The organism is Mesorhizobium sp. WSM4815, assembly GCF_055811575.1.
This window is the reverse complement of sequence record NZ_JBVVQS010000099.1, coordinates 325,073-346,954: the sequence shown is the minus strand read 5'-3', so window position 1 is coordinate 346,954 and position 21,882 is coordinate 325,073. Positions and strand designations below refer to the sequence as shown.

The window sequence follows — 21,882 nt, the reverse complement described above, 5'->3', positions numbered from 1 at the left end:
GGGCGCGCGGGCAGGCGTGAAGGACGGCGCCGAATTCGTCATCCCGACGATGAATTAGCCGGTCGACAAACAGCTCCAGATTTTATGATTGAAGACGAAAAAGGCCCGGCCAGAAACCGGGCCTTTTTGCTGACTGGTCGCGGCCGCGTGTATGCCTGAACGCTAATGTGATGGAACCAGGCGGACTGCAGAAGCCTTAACTTGCAATCCTGCCGCAAAGGAGATGCGGCAGATCGACCAACGGCGCTGACGACAGCTTCGGGGGGTACGGCCGGCGCAAGGAGGTGTGAGATGACACGTCTCATGGTGTCGATACTTGGCGCGGCGGCTGCCGCGTTTTCCGCGGCCCCGGCAACAGCGGCCGAACAATGCGCGCCACGAGCCGACATGATCAAGGCGCTCGGCGAGAAGTTCCGGGAAAATCCAACCGCGATCGGCGTCGTCAATCCGAATGTGATTGTTGAAGTCTTCGTTTCCGATCAGGGCACCTGGACCATCCTCGCCAGTGACACACGCGGTCAAAGCTGCGTGGTTTCGGTGGGTGAAGGCTGGGAGAGCGCGGTGAAGACAGCGGCGCTGCCAGGGACCTGAGCCGCCTAGCGGGTGGCAGCCGCCTTAGCATAGCCGCGCGCAGGCCGCGGTTCTCGGCGACGACCATGAAACGATCCACAGGCGCCCCAGCGGGCGCCTGCTTGCGCTTTTTTGTTGCCGACACCATATATGGAACATAGTGGGAACATTTTGATTCGTCCCCGCTGATGACAGACCGGAACACGGAAAGGAACGACGCGATGATGATGACGTCGGGACCGGCCTGGATCGTTCCGGCAAAATGAGGGCTCTTCCTTTGCCGGACGTGATGGCAAAGGAGATGCCCTATGGCGCGCAAATCGCTGTTGGTTGGGTTGAAAACCCTCATTCTTGCTGGCGCATCGGCGGTGGGTACGAACGCCGCAAGCGCCCAATATCAATACTGCGTTGAACATCGCGATCTCGTCGCCCACCTGAGCGAGCAGTTCCAGGAAAGACAGTTTGCTTTCGGGCTGATCGGTCAGATGGCGATTATGGAAGTCTATGTCGCCGACAGCGGAAGCTGGACGATCATCGTCACCGACGTCGCCGGCAGAAGCTGCATTGTCGCGGCCGGCGAACATTGGGAAAACGTGGTGATCCCGACCGACCAGGACGCCTGACGAATTGAGCGATGCTCAGCGCCTGTGGGCGGAACTCAAAGAGCCTGCCGAAGCTTGCTGCCGATCTCTATCGCGTAGCGGCCGCCGCGGCATGGCAGCGCAGCAGCGCCATCAGACGCTTGGCATCCTTGGCGGCGGCGTCCTCGTCGCCGTCGAGGATCGAGCGGATCAGCGCGACATGGTGCTCGGCCGATTCGGCAAGCCCGGTGTCGGCCTTGTAGCGGAACCAGAAGCGGCGGCTGTGGGTCTGCAACGGGGCCGCCAGCCGCGCGGCGAAGGGATTGTCGGCCGCCAGCGCCAGCGCCTCGTCGAGCGCCTTGTCGGCCTGAATGAAGGCCAGCACATTGCCCGATATCACCGCCCTCTGCATGGCCAGTGCCGCGTCGTGAAACAGGTCGGCCGCCTCGCGGGTGACGAAGCGGGCGGCCGAGCGGGCAAGAACCACCTCGACGCCACGTCGTGCATCGAGAACGCGCAACCAGTCGCCGGGATGCAGCGGGGCAATGGCGATGCCGGCACGCGGCCGGACATCCAGCAGTCCCTCCCACGCCAGCCGCTGGATCGCCTCGCGCACCGGCGTGCGGCCGAGCCCCAGCCTGTCGATCAGCGCGCCTTCGGTGATGAAGCTTGCAGGCGCCAGTTCGAGCGTCACGATCATGTGCTCGAGCACGCGGTAGGCTTTCGCCGCCACTGGCTCGAATGCCGGGCTTGTTCCATTGAATATCAAAGGCGAGCTCCTGATATATTTTTGGTATATCATAGCGAAATCCGTGTTGACAGTCCGTTTCCTAACAAATATACGACTGATATATCAGATGGAGCACCGCTATGTGGACCGGAGTTTTCCCCGCCGTCACAACCAAATTCACTGAGGACGACCGCCTCGACCATGCCGAGATGGAACGCTGCTTTGCGCTGCAGATGGAGGCTGGCTGCGACGGCATCATCGTCTGCGGCTCGCTCGGCGAGGGGCCGATGCTCTCGCATGACGAGAAGATCGACGTGCTGAAGACCGCGCAGAAGATCGCCGGCGGCAAGCCGGTTCTGCTGACTGTCAACGAACCCGGCACCCGCGAGGCGGCGGCGATCGCGCGCCGCGCCGCCAGAGAGGGCGCCAACGGGCTGATGGTGGTGCCGAGCCCGATCTATCACACCAATGCGGAGGAGACGGTTGCCGCACTGCGCGCCGTCGCCGAGGCCGGCGACCTGCCGGTGATGATCTACTCCAACCGGCTTGCCTACCGCGTCGACGTCACCGTCGATCAGATGGAGGAACTGGCGAAGGACAAGCGCTTCGTCGCCATCAAGGAATCCTCCGACGACATCCGCCGCTCGACCGAAATCATCAACCGCTTCGGCGACCGCTACGATTTGTTCACCGGCGTCGACAATCTGGCGTTCGAGGCGCTGTCGGTCGGCGCCATCGGCTGGGTGGCGGGGCTGGTCACCGCGTTCCCGCGCGAGACGGTCGCGATCTACCAATTGATGAAGCAGGGCCGCCGCGAGGAGGCGCTGACAATCTACCGCTGGTTCCGGCCGCTGCTCGACCTCGACGTGTCGACCTATCTGGTGCAGAACATCAAGCTCGCCGAAGTCCTGGCGATCAACACCAACGACCGCGTGCGCATGCCGCGCCAGCCGCTGTCGGGCGAGCGCCGCAAGATGGTCGAGAAGATCGTCCGGGATGCGCTGGCGGCGCGGCCGGAGCTGCCGAGGTTTTGAGGCAGGCTCTCTTCTCCCCGTTTACGGGGAGAGATGGCGGCAGCCAGATGAGGGGCAGCGCCCACGTGCAAGGAATTTCCAAGTCGGCAAAAGCGGGGCGCCGCCCCTCATCCGCCCTTCGGGCACCTTCTCCCCGTGAACGGGGAGAAGGTGAGGACATCGCCATTATCGGCGGCGGCATCATCGGCATCTGTGTCGCCGCCTATCTGGCCGAGGCGGGGCGAAACGTCACGATCTTCGATCGGACGGGGATCTGCGAGGAAACGAGTTCCGGCAATGCCGCCGCCCTGGCGTTTTCCGATGTGCTGCCGCTGGCCCACAAGGGCATGATCAGGCATCTGCCGAAATGGCTTGCCGATCCGCTCGGCCCGCTCAGCATCCCGCCCACCTACCTGCCGAAGTTGCTGCCCTGGCTTGTTCGCTTCTGGCGCGCCGGACGAAGCGACCGCTACGCGGCCAGCCTCGCGGCGCAGGCCGGGATGATGCGGCTCGCCGAGGCCGAATGGGCCGGGCTGATGGCGCGCTCAGGCACCGAAAATATGCTGCGCGAGGACGGCTCGCTCGAACTTTACGAGAGCGAGGCCGAGTTCAAGGCGTCGCTGCCCGGCTGGGCGGCGAGGCAACGCTTCGGCATCGGCTTCAGCCAAGCCGAGGGCGATGCGCTCGCCGCCTTGCAGCCGGGCCTGTCGCCGCGGTTCGTCAAGGGCACTTTCGTGCCGGGATGGAAGACTGTTACGGATCCGAAATTATTGGGCAAAGCGATCTGGGCCTATGCCGAAACCAAGGGCGCGCGTTTCGAAAAGGCTCGGATCGACCACGTCGGGGCGGGACAGGACGGCGCGACATTGACGCTGGCCGACGGCACGGTGCGGCAGGCAAAATGCCTCGTCATCGCCGCCGGCGCCTGGTCGCATCTCCTGGCGAAACATATCGGCGACCGCATCCCGCTCGAAACCGAGCGCGGCTACAACACGACGCTGCCGAAGACCGCATTCGACGTGAAGCGGCAACTTATTTTCTCCGGCCACGGCTTCGTCGTCACGCCGCTTGAAACCGGCGTGCGCGTCGGCGGCGCGGTCGAGCTCGGCGGCATCGAGCGGCCGCCCAACTACGCCCGCTCGAAAGCGCTGCTCGACAAGGCGCAGAAATTCCTGCCGGGGCTTGACCCGGCCGGCGGCCGCGAATGGATGGGATTGCGGCCATCGCTGCCGGATTCGCTGCCGGTGATCGGTGGCGCCAGGCAGGCCGGCACGATAGTCTATGCCTTCGGCCACGGCCATCTCGGCCTCACCCAGGCGGCTGCCACCGGACGCCTGGTTCGCGATCTCATTCTCGGCCAAAATCCGGTGTTTGATCTGTCACCGTTTTCTCCGAACCGCTTCTGACGGGATCTAGAAATGGCGCGCCACTCCTTCTTCTGCATCGACGGTCACACCTGCGGCAATCCGGTGCGGCTGGTCGCCGGGGGCGGACCGCTGCTCAACGGCGCGACGATGATGGAGCGGCGCGCGCATTTCCTGGCCGAATATGACTGGATCCGAACAGGGCTGATGTTCGAGCCGCGCGGCCATGACGTGATGTCCGGCTCGATCCTCTATCCGCCGACGCGGCCCGATTGCGATATCGCCATCCTGTTCATCGAAACCTCGGGCTGCCTGCCAATGTGCGGTCACGGCACCATCGGCACGGTGACGATGGCCATCGAGCAAGGGCTGGTCAAGCCGAAGACACCGGGCTTGCTCAGGCTGGACACGCCGGCCGGCCTGGTCACCGCCGAGTACAGGCAGGTCGGCGAATATGTCGAGGAGGTGCGCATCACCAACGTGCCGTCCTTCCTCCATGCGGAGGGTCTGACTGTCGAATGTCCGCAGCTCGGCGAGATCAGCGTCGATGTCGCCTATGGCGGCAATTTCTACGCCATCGTCGAGCCGCAGAAGACCTATCGCGACATGGCCGACCACTCTGCCGGCGACCTCATCGCCTGGAGCCCGGTGGTGCGGCAGCGGCTCAACGAAAAATACGCCTTCGTGCATCCCGAGAATCCCGGCATCGGCCGGCTGTCGCACATAATGTGGACGGGTACGCCGACCGACAGCCAGGCGGATGCGCGCAACGCCGTCTTCTACGGCGACAAGGCGATCGACCGCTCGCCTTGCGGCACCGGCACCTCGGCGCGGATGGCGCAGCTTCACGCCAAGGGCAAGCTTGGGACCGGTGACGAATTCGTCCACGAATCGATCATCGGCTCGCTGTTCAAGGGCAGGGTCGAGAAGGAAGTCACGGTGGCGGGCAAGCCGGCGATCGTCCCCTCGATCGGCGGCTGGGCGCGCATGACCGGATTGAACACGATCTTCATCGACGATCGCGATCCGTTCGCGCACGGATTCGTCGTCAAATAGAAAGAGAATCCTGACGCAGGGGAATCGAACAGAATGCAAGGATCGATTGCCCAGACGGCGCAACGATCCCGCTCATCAACTTATTTTTACGGCGATTCCTTCGAAGCAGCGTGCATTTTGACGACGAATCGCCAAAGACATTGCGTTAGGCCAATGATAGGGTCGGCGATAGTCCAGAGGCCGGGAAGGGAAGAACGGGCAATCCGATTGCGTGCTTCAAAATCACGCATGCCGATTAAAGAATGACGTTGCAATCCGGGCTCGAAACTTTACGACTAGGGGAAATACGAAAAGGAATGCGTCTGCATGGGCGACATTCCAGGGGAGCCACGACAGCATGCAGTATTTTGTCCAGCAGCTTATCAACGGGCTGACGCTGGGATCGATCTATGGACTGATCGCGATCGGCTACACGATGGTCTACGGCATCATCGGCATGATCAATTTCGCCCATGGCGACATCTTCATGGTCGGCGCCTTCGCCGCCCTCATCGTTTTCCTCATCCTCGGCGCGATGTTCTATTCGGTGCCGGTGGTGATCGCGCTGCTGGTCATGATGATCGTCGCGATGCTGTTGACCAGCCTGTACAACTGGACGATCGAAAAGGTAGCCTACCGGCCGTTGCGCGGGTCGTTCCGGCTGGCGCCGCTGATCACCGCGATCGGCATGTCGATCGCGCTGTCGAACTTCGTCCAGGTGACGCAGGGGCCGCGCAACAAGCCGATCCCGCCGATGGTGTCCAAGGTCTATAATATCGAGGGCGTCAGCGTGTCGCTGAAGCAAATCGTCATCGTCATCGTCACCGCGCTGCTGCTGGCGCTGTTCTGGTACCTGGTCAACAAGACCTCGCTGGGTCGAGCCCAAAGGGCTTGCGAGCAGGATCGCAAGATGGCGGCGTTGCTCGGCATCGACGTCGACCGCACCATCTCGATCACCTTCGTCATGGGTGCGGCCCTTGCCGCCGTCGCCGGCACGCTGTTCCTGATGTATTATGGCGTCATCGCCTTCTCCGACGGTTTCACGCCGGGCGTGAAGGCGTTCACCGCGGCCGTGCTCGGCGGCATCGGCTCGTTGCCCGGCGCCGTGCTCGGCGGGCTCATGATCGGCTTCATCGAAAGCATGTGGTCGGCTTATTTCTCGATCGACTACAAGGACGTCGCGGCCTTTTCCATCCTGGCGATCGTGCTGATCTTCCTGCCTTCCGGCATTCTCGGCCGGCCAGAAGTCGAAAAGGTCTGAGTTCATGGCGGTCACCACGTCTCCGGAGCGCGACATCGTCGCCACTCCCATGCAGCGCGCTACCCGCGAAGCGCTTTATGCCGGCGCCATCGCGCTCGGCCTGTTCGTGCTGTTCATCGGCCTGAGGACCGATCAGAACATCTCCAACGAGCTGATCCTTGTACAGCGCTGGTGGCTTCTTGCAGTCGTGGTCGTGCTGACCATGGCCGGCCGTTTTCTCTATGTCGCCTACGGACAGCCTTTCCTGGCAAATCAGAAGATCGTCGACGTCGCCACCGGCCTGCTGCCGCAGAGCATGGCGGCGCGGTTCTTCCGCTTGCCGTATTTCATCGCCGCCATCGTCACAGTGGCCGTGCTGGCTTTCCTTGCCGGCTCCCTTGACGGATTGCTGGGGCCCGGCCTGGCCGGTTATGCACGGTTCCTGAGAGCGCTGGCGACCATCTACGCCCTGGCCTCGGTGATGTTTTATTTCCGAACCTTCATCCATGCCCATTTCTCGGCATTGGGCATAACCGCACTGGCGCTCTACCCGATCATCGTTGTGCTGGTGCTTGCTCTGTACGGAGGATCGGTGGCCGCCGGGTTCCAGGGTTCTCTGAAATGGGTCGACAATTACGGCATTCAGATCCTGATCTATGTCATGCTGGCCTGGGGGCTGAACATCGTCGTTGGCCTCGCCGGCCTGCTCGACCTTGGTTATGTCGCCTTCTATGCCGTCGGCGCCTATGCCTATGCGCTGCTCGGCACGCAATACGGCCTGTCGTTCTGGATCCTGCTGCCTGCCGCCGGCGCCATGGCCGCCTTCTGGGGAGTGCTGCTGGGCTTTCCGGTGCTGCGCCTGCGCGGCGACTACCTGGCGATCGTGACGCTGGCCTTCGGCGAGATCATTCGTCTCGTGCTGATCAATTGGCGTGAGGTTACCAACGGCTCGGCCGGTATCTCCGGCATTCCCAAGGTCACGTTTTTCGGGCTGATGTCGTTCAACGTCTCGGATCCGAACTATATCGCCAAGGTCTTGGACATCGCCACGTCGAGCGCCTATTACAAGATCTTCCTCTACTACCTGATCCTCGGGCTCTGCCTGCTCACCGCCTTCGTCACCATAAGGCTTAGGCGCATGCCCGTCGGCCGCGCCTGGGAAGCGCTGCGCGAGGACGAGATCGCCTGCCGCTCGCTCGGCATCAACACCACCACCACCAAGCTCACCGCCTTTGCCACCGGCGCCATGTTCGGCGGCTTCGCCGGCTCGTTCTTCGCCGCGCGGCAAGGTTTCGTCAGCCCCGAATCCTTCATCTTCCTGGAATCGGCCATCATCCTCGCCATCGTCGTGCTCGGCGGGATGGGTTCGCTGGTTGGCATCGCCGTCGCCGCCATGGTGATGATCGGTGGCACCGAGGTGCTGCGCGAACTCGATTTCCTGAAGCAGGTCTTCGGTCCCGACTTCACGCCGGAACTCTACCGCATGCTGCTGTTCGGCATGGCCATGGTCATCGTCATGCTGTGGAAGCCGCGCGGCTTCGTCGGCAGTCGTGAACCGACAGCCTTTCTCAAGGAGAGGAGGGCTGTATCCGGCTCCTTCACCAAGGAGGGCCACGGCTGATGAGCGATGCGAACCCATCCGTGAACGATGCCATCCTGCAGGTCGAACATCTGTCGATGAAGTTCGGCGGTCTGGTCGCCATCGGCGACCTGTCCTTCCAGGCCAGGCGCGGCGAGATCACCGCGCTGATCGGGCCGAACGGCGCCGGCAAGACCACCGTGTTCAACTGCATCACCGGCTTCTACAAGCCGTCTGAGGGCATGCTCACACTCAACCGGCGCGACGGCTCGAGCTATCTGCTCGAACGGCTGCCGAACCATGAGATTCCGGCGCGAGCCAAGGTGGCGCGCACCTTCCAGAATATCCGCCTGTTTTCCGGCATGACGCTGCTGGAGAATCTGCTGGTGGCGCAGCACAACAAGCTGATGAAGGCGTCCGGCTACACTGTCCTCGGCCTGTTTGGCTTCAGCGGCTACCGGACGGCGTCGGCCGAGTCGATCGACCTCGCCAGGCACTGGCTGGAAAAGGCCGACCTCGTCGATCGAGCCGACGATCCGGCCGGCGACTTGCCCTACGGCGCGCAGCGGCGCCTGGAGATCGCGCGGGCCATGTGCACGGGTCCGGAACTGCTCTGCCTCGACGAACCGGCGGCAGGGCTCAATCCGAAGGAATCAATGGCGCTCAACGCGCTCCTTATGGACATCAAGGACAACACCGGCACCTCGATCCTGCTGATCGAGCACGACATGGCGGTGGTCATGCAGATTTCCGACCATGTCGTGGTGCTCGAATACGGGCGCAAGATCTCGGACGGCAGTCCGCATGCGGTGCGCACCGACCCGCGTGTCATCGCCGCCTATCTTGGGGTCGAAGACGAGGACGTCGAGACGGTGCTGATCGAGGTCGGCGACGAAGACGTCATCGAGCAACTCGACACCGGCCCGGATTCGACGCACGGTCCGGACTCGTCGTCCTCGTATTTCGCCGGGCCAGTGATCGACACCGTCGCACACAGTGAGGGCGAACGCGTCACGGTGTCGAAGGGCGCGTCGAAAGCCGGGCAGGTCGATGCAAGGTCGGGCGCGGCGGCAAGGCCCGCATCGCCGGCCGAAGCCAAACCGACGGAGAAACCTTCCGCGACAAAGCCGGCCGCCAAGGCTCCGGCAAAACCCAAGACACCGGGCGACTCCAACCGGGGCGGAGGGGATGAATGATGACCGGCACAACGCTGCTCGACATCAAGGGCGTCCAGACCTATTACGGCAACATCAGGGCCCTGAACGGCGTGGATGTCACCGTCAAGCAGGGCGAGATCGTGGCGCTGATCGGCGCCAATGGCGCCGGCAAGTCGACGCTGATGATGACCATTTTTGGTGCACCACGGGCGCGGGCGGGCACCATCACCTTCGCCGGCACCGACATCACCCAGTTGCCGACCCATGAGATCGCGCGCATGCGCATCGCCCAGTCGCCGGAGGGCCGGCGCATCTTCCCGCGCATGACGGTGATGGAAAACCTGCAGATGGGCGCCAGCCTCGACGACCTCAAGCACTACGACGAGGACGTCGAGAAGGTGTTCACGCTGTTTCCACGCCTGAGGGAACGCATTGCCCAGCGCGGCGGCACGCTGTCGGGCGGCGAGCAGCAGATGCTTTCGATCGGACGTGCGCTGATGGCGCGGCCGAAACTGCTCTTGCTCGACGAGCCGTCGCTGGGCCTGGCGCCGCTGATCGTCAAGCAGATCTTCAACGCCATCCGCGAGTTGAACCGCACGCAGGGGCTGACCGTGTTCCTGGTCGAGCAGAACGCCTTCGGCGCGCTGAAGCTCGCCACGCGCGGCTATGTCATGGTCAACGGCAACGTGACGATGAGCGGCACCGGCAAGGAGCTGCTCGCCGATCCGGACGTGCGCGCCGCCTATCTCGAAGGCGGCCATCACTGAGTTCAGGAGTCTTCATCATGCAGGGCATTCTCTATGAGGAACCCTCGGTCTGGCAGTTCTTCTTCGTCACCTGCCTGCTTGGCGGCTGGGCGGCGTGGATGACGGGCAAGGCCTGCGCCCAGACATGGCGCAGCGTCGTCCAATTGTTCGCCTATTTGCTCGGCCTCGGTATAGCCGTAAGGTTCATCCATCACGCGCTGTTCGGCGGCACGATGTTTTCGCTGCACTACTACATCGTCGACACCATCGTCCTGATGATATTGGGCTTCATCGGCTATCAATACACGCGCACCAACCAGATGGTGACACAGTATAGCTGGCTCTACGAAAGAGCATCGCTTTTGAGTTGGAAACCAAAAGGTTGACGTTCATCATTAACGCCTTTTCGCCGATGAATCGGCGTGACAAGTGCCTGAAAATCGGCAAAGTACGCTTTCTGCGAGTAAAGGTGGGCATCGCATGAAAGCATCATCCACGCCCACTCTGTAAATGGGAGCGTTTTACATGAGAAAATCACTTTTGTCCGCCGTCGCCCTGACCGCGCTCGTCGCGTTCAGCGGAAGCGCGTGGGCTGACGTCCTGATCGGCGTTGCCGGTCCGATCACCGGCCCGAATGCCGCCTTCGGCGCGCAGCTGCAGAAGGGCGCCGAACAGGCTGTCGCCGACATCAACGCGGCCGGCGGCATCAACGGCGAGCAGGTCAAGCTCACGGTCGGCGACGACGTCTCCGATCCGAAGCAGGGGATTTCGGTCGCCAACAAGTTCGTCGGCGACGGCGTCAAGTTCGTGGTCGGCCACTTCAACTCGGGCGTTTCGATCCCGGCATCGGAAGTCTACGCGGAGAACGGCATCCTCGAGATCACGCCGGCCGCGACCAACCCGCAGTTCACCGAGCGCGGCCTGTGGAACACGTTCCGTACCTGCGGACGCGACGACCAGCAGGGCAGCATCGCCGGCGCCTATCTCGCGGAGAACTTCAAGGATGCCAAGATCGCGGTCGTCCACGACAAGACGACCTATGGTCAGGGCCTTGCCGACGAGACCAAGAAGGCGATGAACGCTGCCGGCGTGACGGAAGTCATGTATGAAGGCGTAAATATCGGCGACAAGGACTTCTCGGCGTTGATCGCCAAGATGAAACAAGCCGGCGTTTCCATCATCTATTGGGGTGGCCTGCACACCGAAGCCGGACTGATCATCCGCCAGGTGGCTGACCAGGGCCTCGAGGCCACGCTGGTTTCCGGCGACGGCATCGTGTCGAACGAACTGGCCTCAATCGCCGGTGACGCGGTTGCGGGCACGCTGAACACGTTCGGCCCGGATCCGCGTCTGATCCCGGCGAACAAGGAACTGGTCGAGAAGTTCCGCGCGCAGGGCTTCGAGCCGGAGGCCTACACGCTTTATTCCTACGCCGCCATGCAGGCGATCGTGGGAGCCGCCACAGCCGCCAAGTCGAACGATCCGATGGAAGTTGCCAAGGCTCTCAAGGCCAACGGCCCGTTCAAGACCGTGCTGGGCGATCTTTCCTACGACGAGAAGGGCGATCCGACGCTGCCTGGCTACGTCATGTACGAATGGAAGAAGGGCGACGACGGCAAATACACCTACGTCCAGAAGATGTAAGCCTGTCGACGACGACGACAATTCCGGAATGCCCGGCGCCTCGCGCCGGGCATTTTTCGTGTGTGCCGTTTTACCTTTCGTCGGAGCACCCTTTGCGCATTCGAGGGAATGCGCGGCGCTCTACCCAATGATTGGATTTAAATCGGTTTAATCGTCGCCGCCCGATTTTGTTTGCGCTGCAGCATTTTCGCGTTAATCATGGCGCAGTCCCCCTTCCGTCAGCGTCCGGAGCCTTGTCCTTGGCAATCACGAAGATCCTTGTCGCCAACCGGTCCGAAATCGCCATCCGCGTCTTCCGCGCGGCCAACGAACTCGGCCTCAAAACCGTGGCGATCTGGGCCGAGGAGGACAAGTACTCGCTGCACCGCTTCAAGGCGGATGAAAGCTATCAGGTCGGGCGCGGGCCGCATCTGACCAGGGATATGGGGCCGATCGAAAGCTATCTGTCGATCGAGGAAGTGATCCGCGTCGCCAGGCTTTCCGGCGCCGATGCCATCCATCCGGGCTATGGGCTGTTGTCGGAAAGCCCTGAATTCGCCGAAGCCTGTGTCAAGGCCGGCATTATTTTCATTGGACCCAAGCCGGATACGATGCGCAGGCTCGGCAACAAGGTCGCCGCACGCAACCTGGCGATCGAGGTCGGCGTGCCGGTAATTCCCGCCACCGATCCCTTGCCGGACGACATCGAGACGGTGAAGGCGCTCGCCGGGACGATCGGCTATCCGGTGATGCTGAAGGCGTCGTGGGGCGGCGGCGGCCGCGGCATGCGCGCCATCCGCTCGGAAGCCGATCTCGCCCGCGAGGTGACGGAGGGCAAGCGCGAAGCGAAAGCTGCCTTCGGCAAGGACGAGGTCTATCTCGAAAAGCTGATCGAGCGCGCCCGCCATGTTGAGGTGCAGGTGCTGGGCGACACACACGGTAACGCCGTGCACCTGTTCGAGCGCGATTGCTCGATCCAGCGCCGCAACCAGAAGGTGGTCGAGCGCGCGCCGGCGCCCTATCTCGAAATGTCGCAGCGCGAAGAGCTTTGCGGCTACGCGCTCAAGATCGCGCGCGAGACGAGCTATATCGGCGCCGGCACGGTCGAGTTCCTGCAGGATGCCGACAGTGGCAAATTCTACTTCATCGAGGTGAATCCGCGCATCCAGGTCGAGCACACGGTCACCGAACAGGTGACCGGCATCGACATCGTCAAGGCGCAGATCCACATCCTCGATGGCTTTGCCATCGGCACGCCGGAATCGGGCGTGCCGGCGCAGAAGGATATCAGGCTCAACGGCCACGCGCTGCAGTGCCGCATCACCACGGAAGATCCCGAGCATAATTTCATCCCCGACTATGGCCGCATCACCGCCTATCGCGGCGCCACCGGTTTCGGCATCCGCCTCGATGGCGGCACCGCTTATTCGGGCGCGGTCATCACCCGCTTTTACGATCCGCTGCTGGAGAAGGTGACGGCCTGGGCGCCGACGCCGGCCGAGACCATCGCCCGCATGAACCGGGCGCTGCGCGAGTTCCGTATTCGCGGGGTGGCGACCAACCTCACCTTCCTCGAGGCGATCATCAATCACCCGAGTTTCGCCGAAAATTCCTATACGACCAAGTTCATAGATACGACACCGGAACTGTTCGCGAGCGTGAAGCGGCAGGATCGCGCGACCAAGCTGCTCAACTACCTGGCCGATGTCAGCGTCAACGGTCATCCCGAAACCCGCGGCCGGCCGCAGCCGAAGGCCGATGCGGCGGCGCCCATGGTGCCCTATCTCAACGGCAATGTGCCCGATGGCAGCAAGCAGAAGCTCGACGCGCTTGGGCCGGAGAAATTCGCGGCCTGGATGCGCGCATGCAAAGAAGTGCTGGTCACCGACACGACGATGCGCGACGGACACCAATCCCTGCTGGCGACGCGCGTGCGCACCTATGACATCGCCGGCATTGCCGGCACCTATGCGCGCGCACTGCCGCAGCTTTTGTCGCTCGAATGCTGGGGCGGGGCGACCTTCGACGTCGCCATGCGCTTCCTCACCGAAGACCCGTGGGAGCGGCTGGCGCTGGTGCGCGAGGCAGCGCCCAATCTGTTATTGCAGATGCTTTTGCGCGGCGCCAACGGCGTTGGCTACACCAACTATCCGGACAATGTCGTCCAGCATTTCGTCAAACAGGCAGCAAGTGGCGGCGTCGACCTGTTCCGAGTCTTTGACTGTTTGAACTGGGTCGACAACATGCGCGTCGCCATGGACGCTGTCGGCGCCGAAGGCAAGCTGATCGAAGCAGCGATCTGCTACACCGGCGACATACTCGACCCGGCCCGAGCCAAGTACGACCTCAAATACTACGTCGCGCTGGCCAGGGAGTTGCAGGCGGCTGGCGCCCATATCATCGCGGTCAAGGACATGGCCGGGCTCTTGAAGCCGAACGCCGCCCGCGCTCTGTTCAAGGCGCTGCGCGAGGCGACCGACCTGCCGATCCACTTTCATACGCACGACACGTCAGGCCTGTCGGCGGCGACGGTGCTGGCGGCGGTGGACAGCGGTGTCGACGCCATCGATGCGGCGATGGATGCCCTGTCCGGCAACACCTCGCAGCCTTGCCTGGGCTCCATCGTCGAGGCGCTGAAGGGCACCGAGCGGGATCCGGGCCTCGACCCGCAATGGATCAGGAACATCTCGTTCTACTGGGAGGCGGTGCGCAACCAGTATGCTGCCTTCGAAAGCGACCTGAAGGGGCCGGCCTCGGAAGTCTACCTGCACGAAATGCCGGGTGGGCAGTTCACCAACCTCAAGGAGCAGGCGCGCTCGCTCGGGCTGGAGACGCGCTGGCACGAAGTGGCGCAGACCTATCACGACGTCAATCTGATGTTCGGTGACATCGTCAAGGTGACGCCGTCGTCCAAGGTCGTCGGCGACATGGCGCTGATGATGGTGAGCCAGGACCTGACGGTTGCCGATGTCGAAAATCCGGCCAGGGATATCGCCTTCCCCGACTCGGTCGTGTCGATGCTGCGCGGCGACCTCGGCCAGTCGCCCGGCGGCTGGCCGGAGGCACTGCAGAAGAAGGTGCTGAAAGGCGACAAACCGATCACCGTGCGGCCCGGTTCGCTGCTGAAAGCAGCCAATCTCAAGGCCAGCCGCAAGGAGATCGAAGACAAGCTCGAGCGCAAGCTCAGCGAATTCGAATTCGCCTCGTGGCTGATGTACCCGAAGGTCTTCTCCGACTTTACCGCAGCGCAGGAAACCTATGGGCCGGTCAGCGTGCTGCCGACGCCGACCTATTTCTACGGCATGAAGCCGGAGGACGAGATCTTTGTCGACATCGAGAAGGGCAAGACGCTGGTGGTGCGCTGCCTGGCCATCGGCGATGTCGACGAGAAGGGCATGGTCACCGTGTTCTTCGAGCTCAACGGCCAGCCGCGCCGGGTCAAAGTGCCGGATCGGGCCCACGGCGCTTCCGCCGCCAGGGCGCGGCGCAAGGCCGAGCCCGGCAACGAGGCGCATGTCGGCGCACCGATGCCGGGCGTCGTCTCGGCGCTCGCCGTTGCCGCCGGCCAAGCGGTCAAGGCCGGCGACGTGCTTTTGTCCATCGAGGCGATGAAGATGGAGACGGCATTGCATGCCGAGCGCGACGGCACGATAGCCGAAGTGCTGGTCAAGGCCGGCGATCAGATCGACGCCAAGGATCTGCTGATCGCCTTCGGATGAGACAGAAATGTTGCCCGGGCAGAGTAGTCTGTGTCTGGCGGCAGCCCTTCATGCCGCATCGATAACAGCTTGACCGGTCGCCTCCGGTCGGGCATCGAACCGCTGCAAATTCGCCGCGACGGTTCGTGAGTCGCGGCATGGAAAACGACGCGGAGAAAAAATGGCCGACGACATCACCGAGACCAGCCAGACTGTTGCCGCCGGCCAGCTGCGAGCCTTCATCGAGCGCATCGAGCGGCTCGAGGAAGAGAAGAAGACGATCGCCGACGATATCAAGGAAGTGTTCGCCGAGGCCAAGGGCACCGGCTTCGACACCAAGGCGATGCGGTCGATCATCCGGCTGCGCAAGAAGGATCAGGCTGAGCGGCAAGAGGAGGAAACCATCCTCGATCTCTACAAAGCCGCACTCGGCATGGTGTAAGGCTGGTAACAGCCCTGGGCGCCGGTTGCGCCCGCAACGGGTCGAACCATGAGCGAATTCGACTTTGGCGGCCGCCGCGCCTCTGAGTTCCGCCAACGCGGCTTCTGGACGCTGTTCGCGGAACGGCATCCGGAAGAAAGGCCTCTGATGGCGCGGCGCGGACCCTGGTTCTGGCAGCGCGGGCTGCCCGACTTCGCTTTGGTCCTTTCCATGTATGTCGCGCCGGCGCAGAACCATGTCGGCGTTTTCTTCGGCCGCAACGAGAAGTTCGGTGCCACGCAAGCCTGGTCGCGGTTGAAGCCGTTCCAGCCGGCGATCGAAGACAGGTTGAAGCTCAGACCGGAACAGAGTTGCGAGGGCCTTGGCATCAATTCGCTGTGGCGCGTGAACTGTTTTGCCGAGGACAATTGGCCGGCCATGGCCGACTGGCTGGTGACGGAAGCATCGCGTTTCGAGCGCGCCGTTACCGAGGTGCTGGGCGAGGGTGGCGAAGCCGGTTCGTGAATTCGCGTCGCAGTGGCTTGAGTTAGTTCGGCTTCGCCGTGTCGCGGCCAATCCGATCGAGATGCTGTTGCAGCGCCAGATGGTCGAGCGCATCCATCCGCAGATTGGTGAACAGCGAGATGCGGTTGTTGAGCATGCGATAGGCATCGGCAAAGGCAAGATGCAGTTCGGCTTCGGTGCCGTCTGCCTTGGCTGGGTCCGGTATCGACCAGAGCGCGGTCATCGGATGACCCGGCCAGATCGGACAGGATTCATTCGCGGTGCTGTCGCAAAGCGTGAAGATGAAATTCATTTCCGGCGCGTCGGGCTCGGCAAACTCGTCCCAGCCTTTCGAACGGGCGAAGCTCGTATCGTAGCCGAGGCTTTCGAGCAGCTGCAGTGCGTAGGGATTGACCTCGCCCTTCGGTTGCGAACCGGCGGAAAACGCCTTGAACCTGCCGCCACCGATCCGGCTGAGAATGGCTTCCGCCATGATCGATCGCGCCGAATTGGCGTTGCAAAGAAACAGCACGTTGTAGACATTATCGCTCATCTCAAGACCTCCCTTGGCAGGCGACTGGATGATGGGGGCGGCAGAGTCCGGCAAGGTGTCTTTGCCGAAACGCCAACAACGGCGACGTAGAAAGGTTTCACGACCGTTTGATGACAATTTGTCAAATCATACGCTTGCGTGGCGATGATCGATTTGCGTTGACAGGCTTGCTGCTTTGGAAATCTCTGCGGCTGTCGAATGAGGGAAAGCCGTATCGATGAGTGCGCCAGAGACTTTCGAAGGCGAAGACGGCAAGGCAGGCCGTGCGGCGGGTTTCTTCCGCTCGCGCTGGCAAGGCACGGCGCCGCTAGACCGGCTGTTCTGGCGCGATCTTGTCCTTGTCGGCACGGCGATCAACATCGCCGTGTCGGTGCTGGCGCTGATCCTGCTCGGGCTGAAGCTGCCGCTCGCTCTCGTTCTGGCGGTGCATTTCGCACCGGTGCCGTACAATTTCTTCCTGACTTTTGCGGTGTGGCGGACCGCCGAGAAAACCGGCGGCGTCAAGGCTTCGCTGATGACGCTGGGGGCTGTGCTGTGGCTGATCCTGGTGGTTGTGATCTGACGGACAGTGCTGCCGGCAAAGGCCGGCGGAAGCCGTTGTTTGACAACGTCTGGATTCCAGTCAGGCAGCCGGCTCGAATTTCAGCGCGACCCCGTTGATGCAATAGCGCAGGCCGGCCGGCGGCGGGCCGTCCTCGAAGACGTGGCCGAGATGGCTGCCGCAGCGGGCGCAGTGGCATTCGGTGCGAACCATGCCGTAGCTGCGGTCGACGGTCGTCTCGACCGAACCGGGCACCGGATCGTTGAAACTTGGCCAGCCGGTACCGCTCTCGAACTTCAGCTTGGATTCGAACAAGGGCTGGTCGCAGCCGGCGCAGGAAAATGTGCCGGCGCGCTTCTCGTGAAGCAGGGCGCAACTGCCCGGCCGCTCGGTGCCGTGGTTGCGCATCACCGCATATTGCTCCGGCGTCAGCCGGGCGCGCCATTCGGCATCGGTGCGGGTAACAGGGTAGGTGTGACTATCCATTTTTGCCTCTTGGCTCATGCTGCTATTGGGCTGCTTTTCCCAAGTTCGCCTAAAATAGGCATTTGTTACGGCGTTTGCCCGTATTTCCAATCCTGCGGCGAAGAATTCCTCAGGCGATCGCTGCCAGATAGCGCGCAACAGATCTTGCAAATGCCGTCTTTGCATCGCCGATGACGTTCTGATTCCACCATGCGCCATAGATATGGTCGAACGCGAAAGGCTCCAGTGCCGACGCGATGCGGAGCACCTTCGGCGCATTGAGCGGGATGTAGTTCGGGTAGCTGTACATGAAGCTGACATGGCGGCGGGTTGGCGTCACCTGCAAGATGTCGCCGGCCAGGATGGCGTTGCCGCCGTCGCGCTTCCAGTGCAGCACCTGGCCACCGGCAAAGTGACCGCCGCAACGGATAAGTGTCAGCGACGGGTTCAGGGCGCGCGTCTCACCCTGCCAACTGACAACAGCCGAATGCGGCCGCATGATCCACTTGCGGTCATCGGCATGCAGATAGATTGGCACGCCGCCAAAGGCTTCGCTCCACTCGACCATCGCCGAATAATAATGGCAGTGCGAAATGGCGATCGCGGCCAGGCCGCCTCGTCGGTTGATTTCGGCCGCCGCCTCGTCGCTGACCATCGAGATGCAGTCCCACAGCACATTGCCGTGCGGCGTCTGTGCCAGCAGCGCCCGCTGACCGATGGCGAAGCGCGGCTCGATTCCGAAGGCGAGCACGCCGGCGTCGTCTTTCATCACGACCCGATGACCGGCGGCGAGCTCTTCCGGCGTGATCCAGGCCTGGCCCTCCCAGCGCACATATTGCCGCTCGTCCTCGCAGATCGGGCAATGGTCCGGCGGCGCGGCTGCCGCCGCGAACTGGACGCCACATTGCAGGCAGAGGAAGCAGGTCGGCCGTCCTGTTTTGTGTGGATCCATTCAGTGCTTCCTTGAAAGCTGCTTCGTCGCGGCCTCGAGCCCGGCCAGCGTAAGCGGAAACATGCGGCCGCCGAAGATGTCGCGGACCATGGCGATCGAATGGGTAAAACCCCAGTGCTTTTCGCTTTCGGGGTTCAGCCATACCGCGTTCGGCCATTGCTGCAGCAGACGGCTGAGCCAGACGACGCCGGCCTCCGGATTCCAGTGCTCGACCGAGCCGCCGGGATGCGCAATCTCATAGGGGCTCATCGAGGCATCGCCGACGACGATCACCTTGTAGTCCGGACCGTATTTGTGGAGGAGATCGAAAGTTGGAATCACCTCCGCATGGCGACGGCGATTGTCCTTCCACACACTCTCATAAAGGCAGTTGTGGAAATAAAAATATTCGAGCTGGCGGAATTCGGCGCGGGCGGCCGAAAACAGCTCCTCGACGCTTCTGATGTGATCGTCCATCGAGCCGCCGACATCGAAGAACATCAGCAGCTTCACGGCGTTGCGCCGCTCGGGCCGTGTCTGCACGTCGAGATAGCCGTGCTCGGCCGTGGCGTGGATGGTGCCGGGCAGGTCGAACTCCTCCTCGGCGCCTTCGCGCACCCAGCGGCGCAATCGCTTCAGCGCGATCTTGATGTTGCGGGTGCCGAGCTCGACGGCATCGTCGAAATTCCTGAATTCACGCTTGTCCCAGACTTTCACCGCACGGCGGTTGCGGCTCTCATGCTGGCCGATGCGAACGCCCTCGGGATTGTAGCCATAGGCGCCGAAGGGTGAGGTGCCGCCGGTGCCGATCCATTTCGACCCGCCCTGATGGCGGCCCTTCTGCTCCTCCAGCCGCTTTTTCAGCGTTTCCATCAGCTTTTCGAAACCGCCCAGCGCCTCGACCAGCTTTTTCTCCTCATCGGTCAGGTGCTTTTCGGCAAGCCGCCGCAGCCATTCCTCCGGGATGTTTTCGACGTCGACCGGGTTTTCGCCAGCCAGCGCTTCGACACCCCTAAAGACGTGCGAAAAGACCTGGTCGAAACGATCGATGTGGCGCTCGTCCTTCACCAATGCCGAGCGGGCGAGATAGTAAAAACCCTCGACGTCATAGTCGACCAGCCCCGCCTCCAGCCCTTCCAGCAGCGACAGATATTCCCGGAGCGAGACCGGAACCCGCGCAGCCTTCAGTTCGAGGAAGAAAGGGATGAACAATTGCTATCTGTGCCTCACGATCACGACGGATTCACGCCCGGGCCTGTCGATTTCGCCGGATCGCAGCAAATCCGCTACCGTCCTTGGGTTGGGTATTGGGTAAGTGCTTTGCAATACGTGCTTCGATCCATTCGCGGGTGGCGGACGTCGCGTCGGCAATTGCTTCCTCGGGGCTCGCGCCGCCGCAGCCGGGAAGATCGGGCACCCGCACCCCCCAGACGTCATCGGTGCTATCCAGAATTCCGACATAGTGCATCATCATTCCTCCTCAAATCCTTCCGGCAAGCCGGGTGATCGATCGTTCATCACATCAGATCATATTCGATGAAGCCGGTCCTGCGTGCCACGTGGTCGTAGAGCTTGCGCGCGGTGGTGTTGGTCTCGTGCGTCATCCAGTAGACGTTCTTGACGCCGATCTTGCCGGCTCCCTGCTTGACCGCCTCGATCAGGGCGGCGCCAACGCCTTTGCCGCGCACATCCGGGTCGGCGAACAGGTCCTGCAGATAGCAGTTGTTTTTTTCGGACCAGCAGGAGCGGTGGTAGAGATAGTGCGTCAGGCCGACCGCCTTGCCGCCGAACGTGGCGATGAACCCTTTTGGTTCGAACTCACCCGCCGTGAACAGGCGCTTCCAGGTGACGGCGTAGACGTCTTCCGGCAGCTTGGTTTCGTAGAAGGCGAGGTAAGCAGTCCACAGACGCTGCCAGTCGGCATGGTCGGATTGTGCGAGTGGGCGGACGGTGATCTCGGTCATTTCATTTCCTTCCGAAGTTTCGGGCCAAGGCTGCCCCGGTGCCCGGACGGCGGCAACGGTCCAGCAACGGGAAAGCGCTGTCCGCCGCATGCCCGGCCCTGCGCTATGGCTTCGGGCGTGAGTCGCTCGAAAAGCCCAAATCGTTGGCTTTTCGTCGGCCTTTGGCCGACCGCTCCTCACCCCTGCCTTCTCGCCATAAAGGCCAGCCGCTCGAACAGATGCACGTCCTGTTCGTTCTTCAACAGCGCGCCGTGCAGCTTGGGCAGTGCGTTTTTCGGGTCGCCGCGCAAATCCTCGGGCGCGATATCGTCGGTCACGAGCAGGCGGATCCAGTCCAGTGCCTCGGAGGTCGACGGCTTCTTCTTCAGGCCCGGCACGTCGCGGATTTCGTAGAACTGGGTGAGTGCGGCGCGCACCAGGTTCTGCTTGATGCCGGGATAGTGCACGTCGACAATCCGATGCAGCGTCTCGACGTCGGGAAAGCGGATATAGTGGAAGAAGCAGCGGCGCAGGAAAGCGTCCGGCAGTTCCTTCTCGTTGTTGGAGGTGATGATGACGATCGGGCGCACAGCGGCGCGGATCGTCTCGCCGGTCTCGTAGACGAAGAACTCCATTCGATCGAGTTCCTGCAGCAAATCGTTGGGGAACTCGATGTCAGCCTTGTCGATCTCATCGATCAGAAGCACGACCTTCTTGGCCGTCGCGAAGGCATCCCACAGCTTGCCACGCTTGATATAATTGCTGATGTCGTTGAAGCGCTCGTCGCCGAGTTGGCTGTCGCGCAGCCGCGACACGGCGTCATACTCGTAGAGGCCCTGCTGCGCCCTTGTCGTCGACTTGACATGCCATTCGATCAGCTCGAGGCCAAGCGCGGCCGCCACTTGCCTGGCCAGTTCGGTCTTGCCGGTGCCGGGCTCGCCCTTGACCAGCAGTGGCCGCTCCAGCGCGATCGCCGCATTGACCGCCACCATCAGATCCTTGTCGGCGACATAAGCCGCCGTGCCTTCGAAACGCATTTTTGCTCCTCGGTTTTCATGGCAACCGTAAGGAGACAGCCCAGCCCATGCAAGGCGCAGCGGCGAGCGCGCGGTGACCCCATGTGCCGCGCAGCTCCCAGGCAGGGCCTTGCGACGAATAAAGCCGCCGAACATGGCCGTCTCTCTGGCG

The 21,882-nt window shown here is 62.5% G+C and carries 22 protein-coding genes and 1 pseudogene; 15 read left to right on the top strand and 8 right to left on the bottom strand.

Going from position 1 to position 21,882, the window contains the following annotated elements:
* The first annotated feature begins 291 nt into the window (after positions 1 to 291).
* Together AC0L2B_RS24970 and AC0L2B_RS24965 are read left to right on the top strand one after the other, a co-directional pair.
* A complete protein-coding gene (locus AC0L2B_RS24970) occupies positions 292 to 591 on the top strand; it encodes a hypothetical protein (protein ID WP_023800043.1) in 300 nt (99 codons plus the stop codon).
* Positions 592 to 878: 287 nt separating this feature from the next.
* On the top strand, positions 879 to 1,193 hold the full coding sequence (locus AC0L2B_RS24965; RefSeq protein ID WP_023800042.1) for a hypothetical protein: 315 nt from the start codon (positions 879 to 881) through the stop codon (positions 1,191 to 1,193).
* 67 nt (positions 1,194 to 1,260) lie between these two features.
* Here AC0L2B_RS24965 and AC0L2B_RS24960 read toward each other — a convergent pair whose 3' ends face one another.
* The gene (locus tag AC0L2B_RS24960; protein WP_473747191.1) at positions 1,261 to 1,953 is read right to left on the bottom strand and encodes a GntR family transcriptional regulator; all 693 of its coding nucleotides are present in this window, start codon (positions 1,951 to 1,953) and stop codon (positions 1,261 to 1,263) included.
* Positions 1,954 to 2,021: 68 nt separating this feature from the next.
* Here AC0L2B_RS24960 and AC0L2B_RS24955 point away from each other — a divergent pair, with 68 nt between their 5' ends.
* The 12 genes and pseudogenes from AC0L2B_RS24955 to AC0L2B_RS24900 all read left to right on the top strand — a co-directional run bounded on the left by AC0L2B_RS24955 (position 2,022) and on the right by AC0L2B_RS24900 (position 16,282).
* Entirely contained in the window at positions 2,022 to 2,915 is an 894-nt protein-coding gene (locus AC0L2B_RS24955; protein WP_128173579.1) for a dihydrodipicolinate synthase family protein, read from the top strand.
* A 47-nt stretch (positions 2,916 to 2,962) separates the two neighbouring features.
* Positions 2,963 to 4,300 carry an NAD(P)/FAD-dependent oxidoreductase gene (locus tag AC0L2B_RS24950; RefSeq protein WP_473747190.1) on the top strand — a complete coding sequence of 446 codons (1,338 nt, stop codon included), beginning with the start codon at positions 2,963 to 2,965 and terminating at the stop codon, positions 4,298 to 4,300.
* A gap of 12 nt (positions 4,301 to 4,312) precedes the next feature.
* A complete protein-coding gene (locus AC0L2B_RS24945) occupies positions 4,313 to 5,314 on the top strand; it encodes a 4-hydroxyproline epimerase (RefSeq protein ID WP_473747189.1) in 1,002 nt (333 codons plus the stop codon).
* Positions 5,315 to 5,651: 337 nt separating this feature from the next.
* Positions 5,652 to 6,554, top strand: a complete 903-nt coding sequence (locus AC0L2B_RS24940; RefSeq protein WP_023800038.1) for a branched-chain amino acid ABC transporter permease — start codon at positions 5,652 to 5,654, stop codon at positions 6,552 to 6,554.
* Between the two features lie 106 nt (positions 6,555 to 6,660).
* Positions 6,661 to 8,154 (top strand): annotated as a pseudogene (gene livM, locus AC0L2B_RS24935) (high-affinity branched-chain amino acid ABC transporter permease LivM); the annotation flags it as partial.
* Complete coding sequence (locus tag AC0L2B_RS24930; protein WP_473747188.1) at positions 8,154 to 9,308, top strand: ABC transporter ATP-binding protein; 1,155 nt, start codon at positions 8,154 to 8,156, stop codon at positions 9,306 to 9,308. The pseudogene livM and the gene AC0L2B_RS24930, both read left to right, overlap by 1 nt.
* Complete coding sequence (locus tag AC0L2B_RS24925; protein WP_473747246.1) at positions 9,308 to 10,036, top strand: ABC transporter ATP-binding protein; 729 nt, start codon at positions 9,308 to 9,310, stop codon at positions 10,034 to 10,036. The genes AC0L2B_RS24930 and AC0L2B_RS24925 overlap by 1 nt, the downstream gene beginning before the upstream one ends.
* Positions 10,037 to 10,053: 17 nt before the next feature.
* Entirely contained in the window at positions 10,054 to 10,401 is a 348-nt protein-coding gene (locus tag AC0L2B_RS24920) for a DUF6867 family protein (protein WP_027152865.1), read from the top strand.
* 139 nt (positions 10,402 to 10,540) lie between these two features.
* Positions 10,541 to 11,659, top strand: a complete 1,119-nt coding sequence (locus AC0L2B_RS24915) for a branched-chain amino acid ABC transporter substrate-binding protein (RefSeq protein ID WP_023800033.1) — start codon at positions 10,541 to 10,543, stop codon at positions 11,657 to 11,659.
* 239 nt (positions 11,660 to 11,898) lie between these two features.
* On the top strand, positions 11,899 to 15,357 hold the full coding sequence (pyc, locus tag AC0L2B_RS24910; protein WP_473747187.1) for a pyruvate carboxylase: 3,459 nt from the start codon (positions 11,899 to 11,901) through the stop codon (positions 15,355 to 15,357).
* Between the two features lie 160 nt (positions 15,358 to 15,517).
* Positions 15,518 to 15,778: a DUF2312 domain-containing protein gene (locus tag AC0L2B_RS24905; protein WP_023800031.1), complete on the top strand. Its 261-nt coding sequence runs from the start codon at positions 15,518 to 15,520 to the stop codon at positions 15,776 to 15,778.
* 48 nt (positions 15,779 to 15,826) lie between these two features.
* On the top strand, positions 15,827 to 16,282 hold the full coding sequence (locus AC0L2B_RS24900) for a hypothetical protein (protein ID WP_473747186.1): 456 nt from the start codon (positions 15,827 to 15,829) through the stop codon (positions 16,280 to 16,282).
* Between the two features lie 22 nt (positions 16,283 to 16,304).
* Here the strand turns inward: AC0L2B_RS24900 and AC0L2B_RS24895 are convergent, their stop codons facing one another.
* Positions 16,305 to 16,814: an arsenate reductase ArsC gene (locus AC0L2B_RS24895; protein ID WP_473607370.1), complete on the bottom strand. Its 510-nt coding sequence runs from the start codon at positions 16,812 to 16,814 to the stop codon at positions 16,305 to 16,307.
* Positions 16,815 to 17,031: 217 nt separating this feature from the next.
* On the opposite strand from AC0L2B_RS24895, the gene AC0L2B_RS24890 reads away from it, so the two are divergent.
* Positions 17,032 to 17,376, top strand: a complete 345-nt coding sequence (locus AC0L2B_RS24890; protein ID WP_027152869.1) for a hypothetical protein — start codon at positions 17,032 to 17,034, stop codon at positions 17,374 to 17,376.
* A gap of 60 nt (positions 17,377 to 17,436) precedes the next feature.
* Here AC0L2B_RS24890 and msrB read toward each other — a convergent pair whose 3' ends face one another.
* The 6 genes from msrB to AC0L2B_RS24860 form a co-directional block, all read right to left on the bottom strand.
* Positions 17,437 to 17,841 (bottom strand): peptide-methionine (R)-S-oxide reductase MsrB, encoded by a 405-nt coding sequence (gene msrB / locus AC0L2B_RS24885; protein WP_473747185.1) that lies wholly within the window; start codon positions 17,839 to 17,841, stop codon positions 17,437 to 17,439.
* A gap of 109 nt (positions 17,842 to 17,950) precedes the next feature.
* The gene (locus AC0L2B_RS24880; protein ID WP_473747184.1) at positions 17,951 to 18,772 is read right to left on the bottom strand and encodes an MBL fold metallo-hydrolase; all 822 of its coding nucleotides are present in this window, start codon (positions 18,770 to 18,772) and stop codon (positions 17,951 to 17,953) included.
* Positions 18,773 to 19,963, bottom strand: a complete 1,191-nt coding sequence (locus AC0L2B_RS24875; protein WP_473747183.1) for a vWA domain-containing protein — start codon at positions 19,961 to 19,963, stop codon at positions 18,773 to 18,775. It lies immediately after the preceding gene.
* 31 nt (positions 19,964 to 19,994) lie between these two features.
* A complete protein-coding gene (locus AC0L2B_RS24870) occupies positions 19,995 to 20,222 on the bottom strand; it encodes a type II toxin-antitoxin system HicB family antitoxin (RefSeq protein ID WP_473747182.1) in 228 nt (75 codons plus the stop codon).
* 46 nt (positions 20,223 to 20,268) lie between these two features.
* Positions 20,269 to 20,715, bottom strand: a complete 447-nt coding sequence (locus AC0L2B_RS24865) for a GNAT family N-acetyltransferase (RefSeq protein WP_473747181.1) — start codon at positions 20,713 to 20,715, stop codon at positions 20,269 to 20,271.
* A gap of 176 nt (positions 20,716 to 20,891) precedes the next feature.
* Positions 20,892 to 21,731, bottom strand: a complete 840-nt coding sequence (locus AC0L2B_RS24860) for an AAA family ATPase (protein WP_287072235.1) — start codon at positions 21,729 to 21,731, stop codon at positions 20,892 to 20,894.
* Positions 21,732 to 21,882: the final 151 nt, after the last annotated feature.

What these genes read in the sequence shown, in the direction of transcription:
- AC0L2B_RS24890 (WP_027152869.1), top strand. Translation starts at nt 17,032, where the DNA reads ATGAGTGCGCCAGAGACTTTCGAAGGCGAAGACGGCAAGGCAGGCCGT.
- AC0L2B_RS24955 (WP_128173579.1), top strand. Translation starts at nt 2,022, where the DNA reads ATGTGGACCGGAGTTTTCCCCGCCGTCACAACCAAATTCACTGAGGAC.
- AC0L2B_RS24930 (WP_473747188.1), top strand. Translation starts at nt 8,154, where the DNA reads ATGAGCGATGCGAACCCATCCGTGAACGATGCCATCCTGCAGGTCGAA.
- AC0L2B_RS24880 (WP_473747184.1), bottom strand. Translation starts at nt 18,772, where the DNA reads ATGGATCCACACAAAACAGGACGGCCGACCTGCTTCCTCTGCCTGCAA.
- AC0L2B_RS24915 (WP_023800033.1), top strand. Translation starts at nt 10,541, where the DNA reads ATGAGAAAATCACTTTTGTCCGCCGTCGCCCTGACCGCGCTCGTCGCG.
- AC0L2B_RS24860 (WP_287072235.1), bottom strand. Translation starts at nt 21,731, where the DNA reads ATGCGTTTCGAAGGCACGGCGGCTTATGTCGCCGACAAGGATCTGATG.
- AC0L2B_RS24925 (WP_473747246.1), top strand. Translation starts at nt 9,308, where the DNA reads ATGACCGGCACAACGCTGCTCGACATCAAGGGCGTCCAGACCTATTAC.
- AC0L2B_RS24905 (WP_023800031.1), top strand. Translation starts at nt 15,518, where the DNA reads ATGGCCGACGACATCACCGAGACCAGCCAGACTGTTGCCGCCGGCCAG.
- AC0L2B_RS24900 (WP_473747186.1), top strand. Translation starts at nt 15,827, where the DNA reads ATGAGCGAATTCGACTTTGGCGGCCGCCGCGCCTCTGAGTTCCGCCAA.
- msrB (WP_473747185.1), bottom strand. Translation starts at nt 17,841, where the DNA reads ATGGATAGTCACACCTACCCTGTTACCCGCACCGATGCCGAATGGCGC.
- AC0L2B_RS24895 (WP_473607370.1), bottom strand. Translation starts at nt 16,814, where the DNA reads ATGAGCGATAATGTCTACAACGTGCTGTTTCTTTGCAACGCCAATTCG.
- AC0L2B_RS24920 (WP_027152865.1), top strand. Translation starts at nt 10,054, where the DNA reads ATGCAGGGCATTCTCTATGAGGAACCCTCGGTCTGGCAGTTCTTCTTC.
- AC0L2B_RS24960 (WP_473747191.1), bottom strand. Translation starts at nt 1,953, where the DNA reads ATGATATACCAAAAATATATCAGGAGCTCGCCTTTGATATTCAATGGA.
- AC0L2B_RS24950 (WP_473747190.1), top strand. Translation starts at nt 2,963, where the DNA reads ATGAGGGGCAGCGCCCACGTGCAAGGAATTTCCAAGTCGGCAAAAGCG.
- AC0L2B_RS24940 (WP_023800038.1), top strand. Translation starts at nt 5,652, where the DNA reads ATGCAGTATTTTGTCCAGCAGCTTATCAACGGGCTGACGCTGGGATCG.
- AC0L2B_RS24865 (WP_473747181.1), bottom strand. Translation starts at nt 20,715, where the DNA reads ATGACCGAGATCACCGTCCGCCCACTCGCACAATCCGACCATGCCGAC.
- AC0L2B_RS24870 (WP_473747182.1), bottom strand. Translation starts at nt 20,222, where the DNA reads ATGATGCACTATGTCGGAATTCTGGATAGCACCGATGACGTCTGGGGG.
- AC0L2B_RS24945 (WP_473747189.1), top strand. Translation starts at nt 4,313, where the DNA reads ATGGCGCGCCACTCCTTCTTCTGCATCGACGGTCACACCTGCGGCAAT.
- AC0L2B_RS24965 (WP_023800042.1), top strand. Translation starts at nt 879, where the DNA reads ATGGCGCGCAAATCGCTGTTGGTTGGGTTGAAAACCCTCATTCTTGCT.
- AC0L2B_RS24970 (WP_023800043.1), top strand. Translation starts at nt 292, where the DNA reads ATGACACGTCTCATGGTGTCGATACTTGGCGCGGCGGCTGCCGCGTTT.